The organism is Cupriavidus sp. 291-E7, from assembly GCF_057798835.1.
This window is the reverse complement of the sequence record NZ_JBYOJV010000004.1, coordinates 173548-186986: the sequence shown is the minus strand read 5'-3', so window position 1 is coordinate 186986 and position 13439 is coordinate 173548. Positions and strand designations below refer to the sequence as shown.

General features: G+C 66.0%; 12 protein-coding genes. 3 read left to right on the top strand and 9 right to left on the bottom strand.

Annotation, left to right across the window (positions count from 1 at the left end; translation table 11 throughout):
- Positions 1-224 precede the first annotated feature (224 nt).
- The gene (locus tag AC3FLX_RS09430) at positions 225-2036 is read left to right on the top strand and encodes a PglL family O-oligosaccharyltransferase (RefSeq protein ID WP_488695896.1); all 1812 of its coding nucleotides are present in this window, start codon (positions 225-227) and stop codon (positions 2034-2036) included.
- On the opposite strand, the gene AC3FLX_RS09425 is transcribed toward AC3FLX_RS09430, so the two are convergent.
- The 3 genes from AC3FLX_RS09425 to moaC all read right to left on the bottom strand — a co-directional run bounded on the left by AC3FLX_RS09425 (position 2033) and on the right by moaC (position 3701).
- Positions 2033-2557 (bottom strand): hypothetical protein, encoded by a 525-nt coding sequence (locus AC3FLX_RS09425; protein WP_488695895.1) that lies wholly within the window; start codon positions 2555-2557, stop codon positions 2033-2035. The genes AC3FLX_RS09430 and AC3FLX_RS09425 overlap by 4 nt on opposite strands.
- Positions 2554-3015: a hypothetical protein gene (locus AC3FLX_RS09420; protein WP_488696214.1), complete on the bottom strand. Its 462-nt coding sequence runs from the start codon at positions 3013-3015 to the stop codon at positions 2554-2556. The genes AC3FLX_RS09425 and AC3FLX_RS09420 overlap by 4 nt, the downstream gene beginning before the upstream one ends.
- Before the next feature lie 209 nt (positions 3016-3224).
- Complete coding sequence (gene moaC / locus AC3FLX_RS09415) at positions 3225-3701, bottom strand: cyclic pyranopterin monophosphate synthase MoaC (RefSeq protein WP_488695894.1); 477 nt, start codon at positions 3699-3701, stop codon at positions 3225-3227.
- A 118-nt stretch (positions 3702-3819) separates the two neighbouring features.
- Between moaC and AC3FLX_RS09410 the strand changes: the two genes are divergently transcribed.
- A complete protein-coding gene (locus tag AC3FLX_RS09410; protein ID WP_488695892.1) occupies positions 3820-5649 on the top strand; it encodes a beta-barrel assembly-enhancing protease in 1830 nt (609 codons plus the stop codon).
- Here AC3FLX_RS09410 and AC3FLX_RS09405 read toward each other — a convergent pair.
- The 6 genes from AC3FLX_RS09405 to AC3FLX_RS09380 form a co-directional block, all read right to left on the bottom strand.
- Complete coding sequence (locus AC3FLX_RS09405) at positions 5646-6230, bottom strand: DUF2946 family protein (RefSeq protein ID WP_488695890.1); 585 nt, start codon at positions 6228-6230, stop codon at positions 5646-5648. The genes AC3FLX_RS09410 and AC3FLX_RS09405 overlap by 4 nt on opposite strands.
- 46 nt (positions 6231-6276) lie before the next feature.
- On the bottom strand, positions 6277-7293 hold the full coding sequence (locus AC3FLX_RS09400) for a YheT family hydrolase (RefSeq protein ID WP_488695889.1): 1017 nt from the start codon (positions 7291-7293) through the stop codon (positions 6277-6279).
- Positions 7294-7307: 14 nt separating this feature from the next.
- A complete protein-coding gene (locus tag AC3FLX_RS09395) occupies positions 7308-7748 on the bottom strand; it encodes a YybH family protein (RefSeq protein ID WP_488695887.1) in 441 nt (146 codons plus the stop codon).
- A 10-nt stretch (positions 7749-7758) separates the two neighbouring features.
- The gene (waaF, locus tag AC3FLX_RS09390) at positions 7759-8781 is read right to left on the bottom strand and encodes a lipopolysaccharide heptosyltransferase II (RefSeq protein WP_488695885.1); all 1023 of its coding nucleotides are present in this window, start codon (positions 8779-8781) and stop codon (positions 7759-7761) included.
- 112 nt (positions 8782-8893) lie between these two features.
- Positions 8894-9088 (bottom strand): zinc-finger domain-containing protein, encoded by a 195-nt coding sequence (locus AC3FLX_RS09385; protein ID WP_029051276.1) that lies wholly within the window; start codon positions 9086-9088, stop codon positions 8894-8896.
- Between the two features lie 48 nt (positions 9089-9136).
- Positions 9137-10057: a branched-chain amino acid transaminase gene (locus AC3FLX_RS09380; RefSeq protein WP_488695883.1), complete on the bottom strand. Its 921-nt coding sequence runs from the start codon at positions 10055-10057 to the stop codon at positions 9137-9139.
- Between the two features lie 126 nt (positions 10058-10183).
- Here AC3FLX_RS09380 and AC3FLX_RS09375 point away from each other — a divergent pair, with 126 nt between their 5' ends.
- On the top strand, positions 10184-13114 hold the full coding sequence (locus tag AC3FLX_RS09375) for an SNF2-related protein (RefSeq protein ID WP_488695881.1): 2931 nt from the start codon (positions 10184-10186) through the stop codon (positions 13112-13114).
- The last annotated feature ends 325 nt before the right edge of the window (positions 13115-13439 follow it).

Below are 13439 nucleotides of genomic sequence, written 5' to 3'. Positions count from 1 at the left end.
CAAAGATGGATGGCAGCGTGGGGATCATCCATACGAGACGCGGATAGTCCGCGGCAAGTGATGACTTTGTGACTCGTGCCGGTGAATACCGGAAGGGGAAGACAAGACTACAGATCCCCGAGCAGCGCGGGCTGTCGAACGGGGGCGCGTGAGCGGTTCTGCGCCATAGGCGCAGGCCGCCACGCTATCATGGCGCCTTTGCCCCCTTTAGGTTCTCCGCGCGCATGCCGGTCCACCGAGCCACGCTTCCCGCGACGGCGATTGTCGTTGCCTTTACCCTTCCGTTCCTGGTCTCGCGGCATACGTTGCCGCTGGCAACGTTCTTTGGCGAATGGACTGCTGCCGCCCTTGGTGTCGCGCTCGTTGTCGTGCTGGCTTTCGTCCGCGTCGATACGCCGGGACGGCGACCGGCCAGGGCTTTTCCGTGGGTGGCGGCATTTCCGGTCTGGCTGCTCGTCACCACGATCCTTCAGTCGGTTTCCGGCATGGCGGACGTCACCGGGAGTCGCCTGACCACACAGCTGGTACTGGTGCTGGGCACGGCGCTGATGCTGGGTGCCTGGCGTATTGGGCAGGCGTCCGCCGACCGTCGTGCCACGATCGTCGACGCGCTGGCCATCGCGTTTCTGATTGCCGGCCTGCTGGGCACCCTGGCGCAGTGGATTCAGGTCCTTCATATGGAGGACCAGACGTTCGGGCTGGTGTCGGAGTACTTCTATGACGCGAACCGGCGTCTCTGGGGCAACCTGAATCAGCCGAACCACCAGGCGACGCTCAATGGCCTGGCCTTGGCATCGGCGATCTGGCTCGCCACGCGCAGCTGGCTGCAATTTCCGGCGTGGCTGACGGCAACCATGCTGCTGGAAAGCGGCATCGTGCTTTCCGGGTCGCGCACCGGTCTGGTCCACGTGGGCCTGTCCGCCCTGTATGCGTTGCTGGCGGCGTTCATGGCACGCGGCACGCCGCGCGGTGCCAGTCCGATGCACCGGGCGCCTGGCCTGATTGCTGCCGCTGTCATCCTGGTGGTCGGCATCGTGGTACTTCAGCCGGCGATCAAAATGGCCGGGCAAGCGTTTGACTGGCGCCTGTTCGACACCGTGTCGCAGCTGCAGTCGGGCAACCAGATTTCATACCGTAGTGCCTTGTGGTCCCAGGCATTGACGATGTTCCGCGCGCATCCGTGGCTGGGTGTGGGATATGGTGAATTCGGCTGGGGGCAGTTCCAGGTGGCTTCCCAGGTGCAGGTCGTGGCCGAGATGTCACTGCATGCGCACAATGCGCTGCTCGATCTGATGGCGAAGAGCGGGACGGTCGGTGCGGCCGGCGTCGTACTGGTACTGGCAGCTTGGCTCTGGCGTGTGGTTCGGGACAGGATCTGGCGTGGCACGGCCGTCGAGCGAGGACTGACGGCGCTGGTACTGATCTGGCTGGCGATGCTCGGCGCGCATTCGATGCTCGAATACCCGCTGCACTATCTGTATTTTTTCCTGCCGTTCTGCTTCCTGCTGGCCTGGCTCGAACCCACGGGTATCGGCGGGCGCTGGCCACGCAGTGCCACCACGCTCGTTTGCGTGGTTTTCGTTGCGGCATCGGCGGTTGTACTGACCACGTTGTGGCAAGACTACAAGCGCGTGGAAGCGCGCGAGTATGCGAGCGAGGAACGTCGGGACGCGCTGCCGTTGCCCCGTTACTGGTTCCGTCAGCATGCGGCATCGGATATCGCCGAGCATATGACGATCACGCCCGGCAGCGCTGCCAGTCTGCTGCCGGCGCATGTCGACGCCTTGCATCTGCTGCCGACGCCAAACCTGATCCGCCGCACTGCGTGGCTGCTTGCGCTGACTGGCGAACAGGCGCGCGCACGGCTCTGGATGGAGCGCCTGCGCTACTACTACCAGGGCGACGAGGCAGCCCAGATCGCCGCGCTATCGCGTGATTGCGATGCGGTGGCCGCGGACCACCGGCCACGCGAGTTCTGTGCATGGGTCCGCATGCGCGACCAGCGCGGCCATAGCCAGGCAGCTACCGGCGGTTAGCGCATGTAGCCCGGCGGGGGCGGAGGCGGATAGTAAGGCTGGTAGTTGGCCGGCGGCATTGCTGCACGCGCGGGCGGCTGTGCCGTCGTCATCTGGCCATAGACCGGCACGCGATTGCCGCTGGCGTACATGCATTGGACATAGGCGGCGTCATACGCACGCTGCGATCCGTAGCCCGCGTTGTACGAGTTGCCCGCCCCGACGGCGGACCCGGTCAGCAGGCCCACACCCGCACCCACCGCGGCACCCTCGCCGCCACCGAAGGCGGCACCGGCCGCTGCGCCGAGCGCGGTTCCGATTGCGGCGCTTCCTACCGCTGCCGCATTGGCGTTCTGTTGCGGAGTCGTGCCACCAATCTGTCCAAAGGCGAACTGGCGACAGTTGTAGTCGTCCCCCCGGAACTGGTCGAACGTTTTGTTGGTGCCCGGCAGCGCCATCACGCTCGGACCCGAAGGCATCACGGCGCAGGCTCCCAGCCCCAGCGAAACCGTGGCCAGCAGGCAAAGCGAACGCAATCTCATGATGTCACTCCAGGCGTGGCCGGCACGGGGGCCGACGAAGACGGTGCACGCGGCTGCTCGCGTTGCCAGCCGCCGGGGCATTCCTTCACATACGGGTAGTAGCCTTCCGGTTGCGAGCAGTGGTACCACCAGGCGTTGGGCGACGACCCGTCGGTGACGGTCGGATTCCCATCGTTGCCCTGTTCTATGTACTGCGGTGGATTCTGCTGAGGCATGACAACCGCGGCAGGTGCCGGATAGTAGCCAGGGTAATAATACGGTCCATATGGATACCAGCCCGGACCCCAGCCGGGGCCCCACCCAGGGCCATAACCCCATCCCGGGCCGACATAAACGCCGACGCCCACACGGGCACGCCCGCCGTGGTAATACCCGTGTGCCAGCGATGTCGTGCTGTACCCGGCCGCGCACATCGCGGCCAATGCCAGAGCGATCTGGCAGAGCTTGCGCCCGTTCATGATCTGCATCCCAAGTTGCTGCTTGTTTCTAAACGCCTGACGCGCGCTTCCGGCTTACCGGACTGTTGTCACGTGTTGTATTGAATATCAATTTGCGGCAGGCAGGGGCAGTTTGGGCCATGTCGAAATGCGGCGTTACCTTTATTACGGGCGGAATGAACAAGGTGAGCGTGCCGGCACGCAGGTGCAACAAGAGCGCTACAGGTGGGTTACTTCGCCACCCAATCCCCCGACTTCCCGCCGTGCTTTTCCAGCAGCTTCACGTTGCCCATGACCATGCCCCGGTCCACGGCCTTGCACATGTCGTAGATCGTCAGCAGGGCCACTTGCACGCCGGTCAGCGCTTCCATTTCCACGCCGGTCTGGCCGTGTGTCTCGGTGCGCACCACGCAGGCGATGGTCGAACTTGGCTCGTCGAGGGCAAAGTCGACCGCAACACGGGTCAGGCCGATCGGGTGGCACAACGGGATCAGGTCGGCCGTGCGCTTGGTGGCCATGATGGCCGCGACTCGGGCGATGCCCAGCACGTCGCCTTTCTTGGCGGTGCCGTCGCGTACCAGTGCGAAGGTGCCCGGCAGCATGGTGATGGTGCCGGTGGCGATGGCTACCCGATGGGTGTTGGCCTTGTCGCCAACGTCGACCATGTGGGCCTGGCCTGCGGTGTCGAAATGGGTGAGCTGACTCATGGGCGGAAAAGGCGAGAAATGCTGGATCGGAAAAGGATAAACGTGGCGCCGAACAAGGGCAGGCCACGCTGGGGCTTGCCCGATGGGAACGTCATCCAGAGGCCGCTATCATAGCAACATGCCCAAGACATCATGGCCTCGCCGCCTGCCCATCCGGTCGAGCGCCCGCGCCTGCGACCCCACCGTGCCTGCCGTTCGTACGTCACATCTGACGCGCGCACTGGCGGCCGTGCTGGTACTGACCACGGCAGCACCGGCGTGGCCGCAGGGGACGCCCGCCACGCAGCCAGCGCGCACCAGTGCGGCGGCCGCCGCCAACGCAAAGCTGGCCACGTCGGGGGCTTCGGCATCGCAGGCGACTGCGCCAGTTCCGGCGCCCAGCCTGAACGGTGCCGTCAGCGACCAGGTCTACGACAACCTTAACCGAAGCGTCCGCGCCGGGCAGAAGTCCGAATTCGGTCTGCGCAGCGCCAACACGGTGGTGGAAAGCGCTGGCATCCAGCTTCCCGATCTGGGGGACCCCTCCACGGCGTCCCTGTCGCCCGACATGGAAAAGCGGCTGGGTGACCGCATCATGCGCAGCATCCGGCGCGATCCGGATTATGTGTCGGACCCGCTGTTGAACGACTACCTGAACGCGCTCGGCTACCGGCTGGTGCAGGCCGCGCGGCGCATGAACATCGCCGGGTCCAACGGCGCGGGCACCTTCGCCACCGGATTCGAGATGTTTGGCGTGCGTGACCGGTCGATCAACGCGTTCGCCATGCCGGGCGGCTACATCGGCGTGCATACGGGTCTGCTGGTGCAGTCCGATACAGAGTCCGAACTCGCCTCCGTGCTCGGCCACGAAATCGGCCACGTCATGCAACGGCACATCGCGCGTGGCATCACCAGTCAGGACCAGTCGATGTGGATTGCGCTGGCCTCGATGGTGCTGGCCGGCCTGGCTGCGACCAAGAGCGGCGATGCGGCGGCGGCGCTGGCGATGGGCGGGCAGGGTGCGGCCATCGCCAACCAGCTGTCGTTCTCGCGCGGCGCCGAACGCGAGGCCGACCGCGTGGGCTTCCAGATTATGACGGCGGCCGGATTCGATCCGCAGGGCATGCCCGATTTCTTCCAGCGCCTGCAGCGCGTGATGGGTATCTCGGACAACTCGGTGCCTGCCTACGTGCGCACTCACCCGCTGACATCGGAACGTATCGCCGATATGCAGGACCGTGTGCGTCACGTGGCCGCGCACCGGGTTGGCAATACGCCCGACTACGAATTCGCACGCGTCCGCGCGGCGGTCTTGCAGGCCCCCACGCCCAATGACCTGCGCAATCTCCTGGCCAACCTCCAGGCACAGGTGCCCAACGCCCCGCCCACGCGGCTGCCCGCCGTGTACTACGGCATAGCGTTCGCCAATCAGAAACTGGGCCGCTTCCCCGATGCCGACAAGGCGCTGGCCGAGGCGCGCCGGCTTTACGGCACGATCCCCGGCGCCACGTCGGGCACGCCGATGCTGGACGTCATGGCCGTGGAGCTGGCGCGTAGCGAAGGCCGTACGCAGGATGCGCTGACGCAGGCGGCCGCCACGCTGAAGGCCTTTCCGCTATCCCATGCGGCTGCGATGACATACGCCGATACGCTGCTTGCCGCAAACCGGCTCGACGATGCGGTCACGTTCCTGCGGTCGCGCACGCGCGAGGAATCGGGGCGCTCGGAGTGGTGGGAAATGCTGGCGCGCGCCTACGCCGCGCAGGGCAAGCGCTTGCAGCAGCATCAGGCGCTGGCGGAAAAGTACGCGATGGATGGCTCGTACCAGGCCGCGATCGAGCAACTGCAGATTGCGCGCAAGGCCGGCGATGGCGATTTCTATACGCTGTCCGAAGTCGACGCACGCCTGCACCAGCTGCAACTCCAGTACAAGGAAGACCGGCAGGACAACAAGGGAATGCCGAACTAGCTGGCGGGGGTTTCCGGCGCCGTCGGCGTCCTGACGAATCCAAACCGCTTCGGCACCTCGGCTTCCACGATCGGTTCGATGTCGAGATCGCGCCCATCGTGGTGGAACACGCCCAGCACCGCGCCGCATGCCTCGCCATGCCAGTCACTGGCCGTGCTGAACGCGTCCAGATCGTGGTCGTGCAATACCGCCGCCTGTTCGCCGTCGACTCCCTCCACCGCGCCACCAAGCACCACATTGCCGTGTTCGTCGGCAAAGCACGACGAGGGCGTGAACGCCCGTCCAGTCGAAGTCGTCAGCGCGCCATTGTGCAGGCGTGCGATCCAGGGTGCGTAGGCCAGCGAGACGAACACGCGCTGCGGGCCGTTCTGGAAATACCAGGCACCGCTGGCATCGTGCGTGTAATTGCGTTCGATAAAGCCGATCAGCGCCTCATGGCGGATCGGGTCGCCAGACAGTCCGTGCTGCTGCGCGAATTCATTGCGCATGCGCCATTGCCCGCGACGATCCAGCGCCAGCCAGCCGAAGCAGTTCGGCACGTTGGGCCAGCGCGTCATGGCCTGTTTCACTACCTCGTCCACGGTGTCTCCTTGCGGTACCGGTACCGTTTCATGGTGAACCGGTTCCTTACTTGCCGGCGCTGTCGAAAAAGTCGAGGATGCGTGCCGGCAGCCAGTCGATGTGCCCGGCCAGCGGCAGCAGGGGCAGTTGCCCCAGCAGGCCGCCGCGCGGTGTCATGAAGCCGACGTGGCCGCCGTGCTCGGGCTGCTCCAGCAGCACGTCGGCACTGACATCGGATGGACCAGGCAAATGCTTGCCCGGCAGGAAGGGATCGTTCCGCGCGTTGAGTACCAGCGTCGGGATGCGGATCGCTCCAAGGATCGGTTTGCTTGAGGCGCGCGCCCAGTAGTCGTCGGTATCCCGAAAGCCATGCAGCGGCGCGGTCACCACGTTGTCGAACGCATACAGGTCGCGGCTGCGGAGCATGTCATCACGATCGAACAGGCGCGGAAACTGGTCCAGCTTGGCCAGCGATTTGCGCTTGAGCGTCTGCAGGAACATGCGCGTGTAGATCATGTTGAAGCCGCTCGATAGCGCGGCGCCGCCGGCTGCCAGATCGACCGGTGCGGAGATGGCCGCGGCCGCGCGCAGAAAGCCGGCTTCGCGGCCGTCCTCGCCCAGAAAGCGCAGCAGTGCATTGCCTCCCAGCGAGATACCCACCGCCAGCATCGGCCGGTTTGGCGTGACCGCGTGCACGTCGTCACGCAAACGGCGCAATACCCAGCGGATTTCGGCCGAATCGCCCGAATGATAGAAGCGGGGCGCCTGATTCAGTTCACCTGAGCAGCCGCGGAAATGCGGTATCACCCCCTGCCATCCACGCTCGCGGAGCGCGGCCATCAGCGTCTGCGCGTAGTGGCTGCCGGAATCGCCTTCCAGGCCGTGGAACATCACCACCAGCGGCGTGTCGGGCGCGGACGCGTGCGTGGTCCAGTCGAGGTCGATGAAGTCGCCGTCGGGCGTATCCCAGCGCTCGCGCCGGAAGCCGATGCGACGATGCCGCGTGAAGCGGGCCGGCAGAATCGTCTGCGCGTGGCCGCCGCGCAACCACCACGGTGTCTGGAATGCGTCGCCGAACGGCATGGCCCGCATGGCCGTCAATGCAGGGCCTGTCCCGGCGCGGCGGCCACGGCGGCCACCTGCACCGCGTTGGCCGGACTGCAGTGGATATGGGCCAGGCGCCAGCCTTCGTGGTTCTGCATCAGCACGTAGGTGGTGTGCACGAACAGGTCGGCTTCCACGCGGCCTTCGCCAAAGCGCAGGGCTTCGGTGACGTCGAAGATCGACACGCCAAGCGATGAGTGGCTGCTGGTCTCGATGGCATCGATCAGCACCGGTTGCTCTTCGAGCAACTGCACAAAGGCCTGGCGCAGATTTTCATGGCCGATCAGGCGCTGGCCATCGGGCATGACGCACGTGATCGAGTCTTCGTCCAGCCAGAGCCGCAGCGCGCCATCGGCGTCGCGCAGCTTCATGGCTTCACGGAAGGCATCGACGATGTCTTCGGCGGAATCGAACAGACGGGCGAAACGGGGCATGTTGGTTGGGTCAGGGACGGTGCAGGAGCTTGCGCAACTCGACGAACACCATTTCGGGTTCGATCTCCTTCAGGCAGCGCAGGTGGCCGAGCGGGCACTCGCGCTTGAAGCAGGGGCTGCACTCGAGTTGAAGCCACATGATACTCGCTGCCTGTGACAGCGGGGGCGTATGGCGCGGGTCACTGGAACCATAGACGGCCACCTGGGGCCGGTTCAGTGCGGCGGTCACGTGCATCAGGCCGGAATCGTTGCAAACCGCGGCCTCGGAGAGCGCCAGCAGGTCCACGGCATCGTCGAGCGATGTCTGGCCGCACAGGTTACGTACGAACGGCGCGCCCTTGACGATTTCGTCGGCGATTTCGGCGTCCTTGGCCGAGCCCAGCGTGACGATCTGCGCGTACGGATACGAGCGGCGCAGCATCTGCGCCAGCGCGGCGAAGTGGGCCGCCGGCCAGCGCTTGGCGGGGCCGAACTCCGCGCCGGGGCAGAACGCGATCACGCGCGTGCCCGGGGCGATGCCGAACCGGTCTGCCGTGGCAGCCATGCGGGCCGGGTCCACCTTGAGCTGCGGGTCGGGAATCGATTCCGGCAGCCTGGCACCCGGCTTGAGCGCCAGGCGCGCGTAGTGCTCCACCATCGGCGGGCGGTTGTCGCGCGGCGGGTTCTTGTGGCGGATGTTGAGCATGCCAAAGCGCGCTTCGCCGCGATAGCCGATCCGCAGCGGAATGCCGGCCAGGAACGGAATCAGCGACGATTTCAGCGAATTCGGCAGCACATAGGCCACGTCGTAGCCTTCGTGCTTGAGCTGTTGCGCGAACATCAGCCGCGCGCTCAGCTGCAGCTTGCCGTGCGCGAGGTCGCTCGGGAATACCTTGCTGATTTCCGGCATGCGAGCCAGCACTGGCGCCACCCATTTGGGTGCCAGCGCATCGATGACCAGGCGCGGATGGCGTGCCTTCAGCATGGCAAAGAGCGGTTGCGCCATCAAGGCGTCGCCGATCCAGTTCGGAGCGATAACGAGGGCTTTTCTCATGGGGTGGGTAGTACGCGGCCCTTTTCTTTTTTGTAGTGCCCGGGCATGTCAACGCCCCGGGGCGCGTTTGCGGCCCGGGGCGTCGGTTCGAAACAGAGGCTGATGGCGCGGGTCAGTGGTGGCCCTTCAGCACGGTGCCCGGCTTGAGCTTGTACACGGTGCCGCAGTACGGGCACTTGACCTCGCCGGTGTCCACTACGTCCAGGAAGACGCGGGGGTGGTAGTTCCAGGCCGGGGTATTGCCGGTGGGGCAATGCAGCGGAATGTCTTCAGCGCCGATTTCGACGACGGTTGCGGTTTGCGTCATGGTGTTGCGTTTGTCTTGCAGGGTGGATGTTTTCGGGATGGCGCCGGATCAGACCAGCGTCAGCCACTTCTTGTACTTCTCGTCGGTGCCGCCAACGGCCGCGAAGAACGCGTCCTGGATGCGCTTGGTCACCGGGCCTCGACGGCCTTCGCCGATCACTCGGTCGTCCAGTTCGCGGATCGGCGTCACTTCGGCGGCGGTACCGGTGAAGAACGCTTCGTCCGCGCAATACATTTCGTCGCGCGTGATGCGCTTTTCACGTACCTCGATGCCGAGGTCGCGCGCAATCGTCAGCGTGGCATCGCGCGTGATGCCGTCCAGGCACGAGGCCAGATCCGGCGTGTAGATCACGCCGTTGCGCACGATGAACACGTTCTCGCCCGAGCCTTCGCTCACATAGCCGTCGGTATCCAGCAGCAATGCTTCGTCGTAACCCAGGCCGGTGGCTTCCTGGTTGGCCAGGATCGAGTTGATGTAGTAGCCGCTGGCCTTGGCGCGCACCAGCGACACATTGACATGATGGCGCGTGAACGACGACGTTTTCACGCGGATGCCACGCTCCAGGCCTTCCTCGCCCAGGTAGGCGCCCCACGGCCATGCGGCGATGGCCACGTGGATCGTGTTGCCCTTGGCCGAAACGCCGAGCTTTTCGGAGCCGATCCAGACCAGCGGGCGGATATAGCACGACTCCAGGTTGTTGGCGCGTACCACTTCGCGCTGGGCGGCTTCCAGCGTGGCTTCGTCGAACGGCATGGCCATCTGGAAGATCTTGGCCGAATTGAACAGCCGGCGCGTGTGCTCTTTCAGGCGGAAAATCGCGGTGCCTTCAGGCGTCTTGTAGGCGCGCACGCCTTCGAATACGCCCATGCCGTAGTGCAGGGTGTGCGTCAGCACGTGAATCTTGGCGTCGCGCCATTCAATCAACTTGCCGTCCATCCAGATCTTGCCGTCCCGATCTGCCATCGACATGGTCGTCTCCCTGTCACCAACAAAAGTCGTAAAGGCGTCATTGTAAGCCGGGGGGCCTTGTGTGCCAACGCGGTGCGGCGCACGCACCGTTCTACAATCGCACCTTCCTTTCCCCGGATCGCGCGCGTGACCCAGTCTGCTCCAGCCTTCCCCGAACCCGACACCTCCGCCAGCGAAGATCGCTGGCAGGACGCGCTGGGCGCCCTTGAGGCACTGGCGGGCGGCGAGCCGGCTCCGGATGCCGCCGGTGCGGGCCGCCGCCTGGTCTGGGCGCTGACGCTCGATGCCGACGGCGAGATCGGCACCATCGAGCCGATGGAACAGACCTGGGGCGCGCGGGGCTGGAGCAGGCCGCGCCCGGTGCCGCTGGCCCGCGTGGCCGATGACGATACCCTCCCGCCGTGGGATGCCCGCGTGGCGCGAGCGATCCGGCGCGATGCTTCGCGCAACCGCCGCCTCGTGCTGGACCGTGCCGCGGCCATCGTGGCGCTGGTCGGTCATCCGGCCGTGGTGTTGGCCCATGCACCCACCGTGGCAATGGAAGTGCTGGAGGCGGCGCCCGCGCTGGAGGCCGTGCGCGAAGGCGATCGCTTCATGCTACGCATCGTGCCGCCGATGCGCGCGCCGCGCTCGATGGAAGACTTCCTGCCAGCCACGGCGAAGCAGGAAGCCGAAGCGCTGCGTCTGATCACCGTGCTGCAGGACGGCGCACGGCGGCTGCGCGTGATCCGCTTCACCGCCGCCCAGCAGGAGGCCGCGAAACTGATTTCCGGCGGCCTGACGGTGCCCGCGAGCGCGCAGGCCCGGCTCGACAGTACGCTGCGTGCGCTGGCCGGGCATTTCCAGATCCACGCCGATAGCTCGGGCGAAGCGCGCGAGCGAGATCCCGAATCGCGGCTCCGTGCCGAAGTGGCACCGGTGGGGCGCGGTATCAGCCTGCGCCTGGTGGTGACGCCGCTCGGCCAGGTTGGCCCGCGCCTGGCTCCCGGTCATGGCCGGGCACAACTGATGGCGACGATTGGAGGCGAGACGCTGGCGACTTACCGCGACCTCGACGCCGAGCAGGCGCATGTGGCGGAGGTATTCGACGCGCTACCGTTCCTGGTCCAGCAGGCGCCGGCCAGCGGCGAGCATAGCTGGGCGCTCGACGATCCCGAAGACGCCCTGACTGTGATCGAAATACTGCCGGGTCTCAAGGGCGTGATCGACCTGGAATGGCCGCGTGGCCGCGAACTACGCGTCTTGCCGGCCGATCTGCCGCAACTGGCGGTCAGCGTGGAAACCGGCAGCGAATGGTTCAAGCTGGTCGGCGAGCTGCACGTGGCCGAGGGACTGGTGTTGTCGCTGGAAAAGCTCGTGGCCTGGGCGCACGGCCATGCGGGCCGTTTCATCCCGATGGAGCACGGCGTGTATGTGGCACTGACGCACCAGCTACGTGAGCGGCTGCGCGATCTCGCCGCCGTGGGTGACGGCGTGCGCGACGGTATCCGCGTGCCGCTGGTGGCCACTCCCTGGCTCGACGACGTGCTGGCCGGCGTCGGCATCGATCCGGACGCGCACTTTCGCACGCGCGTAAAGCGATTGCGTGCGGCACGCGAGAGCGATGCGGCGGCGCCGTCGATGCTGGCCGCGGACTTGCGACCGTACCAGCTCGAAGGCTACCGCTGGATGATGTCGCTGGCGGAGGCCGGATTCGGCGCCTGTCTGGCCGATGACATGGGGCTGGGCAAGACGCTGCAGTCGCTGGCGCTGCTGCTGGCGCGCGCCGCCGGTGGCCCCGCGCTGGTCGTGGCACCAACCTCGGTGTGCGGCAACTGGGCGGCGGAGGCACGGCGATTTGCGCCGTCGCTGCAGGTTCACGTCTACGCGGAGGGCGACCGCACGGCCATCGTCGAACAGGCTGGCGCGGGCGATCTGGTGATCGTGTCGTACAACCTGCTGCAACAGGCGAGGCGCGCATTCTGCGAGCGGCACTGGCATACCGTGGTCGCCGACGAGGCGCAGTCGTTCAAGAATCCTTCGTCACGGCGCGCACAGGCCATGTTCGCGCTCGATGCCGATTGCCGCATCGCGCTGTCCGGCACGCCCGTGGAAAACCGCCTGGCGGAGCTGTGGGCCGTCATGCGCTTTTGCAATCCGGGGCTGCTCGGATCGCTGGCCCGCTTCAACGAGCATTTCGCCAATCCGATCGAACGCAACGGCGCGCGCGACCCGCGTGTGCGGCTGCGACGCATGATCGCGCCGTTCGTACTGCGCCGGACCAAGGCCCAGGTACTGGACGAATTGCCGCCACGCACGGAGCTGGTGATTCGCGTGGCGCCCGAGCCCGCCGAAGCCGCGCACTACGAGGCATTGCGCCGCCAGGCGCTGTCCGAGGCCGAGCGTGCGCTGCTGCGGCCGAAAAAGGATGGCAAGGCGCGCGCCACGCTCCCCGAGCCGGAGGCGCGCATCCACGTGCTGGCGCAATTGATGCGCATGCGACGTGCCGCGTGCGATCCGCGACTGGCCACGCCAGAAACCGGCCACCCCGGCGCCAAGGTGCGCGCATTCGCCGAGCTGGCGGCCACGCTGGCTGCCAATGGCCACAAGACGCTGGTTTTCAGCCAGTTCGTCGATTTCCTGCAACTGTTGCGCCAGCCGCTCGATGAGGCCGGGCTGGCGTGCCAATACCTCGATGGCGCCACGCCTGCCGCCGAGCGCACGAAGCGCGTCGCGGCGTTCCAGGCCGGCGAGGGCGATGTCTTTCTGATCAGCCTGAAGGCGGGCGGCTTCGGCCTGAACCTGACAGCGGCCGATTATGTCGTGATAGCGGACCCGTGGTGGAATCCCGCCGCCGAGGACCAGGCGATGGGCCGCGCGCATCGTATCGGGCAGCAGCGGCCGGTCACGGTCTATCGGCTGATTACGGCCGGCACGATCGAGGAACGTATCGTCGACCTGCACCAGGGCAAGCGCGCGCTGGCCGAGGGCGTGCTCGACGCATCCGCCGATGAGGCCACGGGCCGTGACGTGCCACTGCCCGATATCGACGAACTCGTGGGTTTGCTGCGGCGTTGAAGTTTTCTTGCCCGGCGTGGGGAGCGAGCCTCGCCCAATCCCAATCTGACGGCGCTTGCACCAAACGGTATACAAATTAGTCCCGAGTTTGGTGCGAGCGCACATCCTCGGCTTTCCTTGGCAGGGCCCTGCATCCCGCCGGAGCCGGGGTGCGATATGCCTGCCATTCGCCCTTAACGCCTGACCTGTAAGCGGTAGGAGGTGATCCGGCCGGTGCCGGTCAAATCCTGTTGCGGTGCATCCAGCCTTGGCATAAATACTGCCTTGTGATTTGCTGGATTCTGAATATAGTATACCGATCGTTGCTTCCTGATTCGCCCCCACA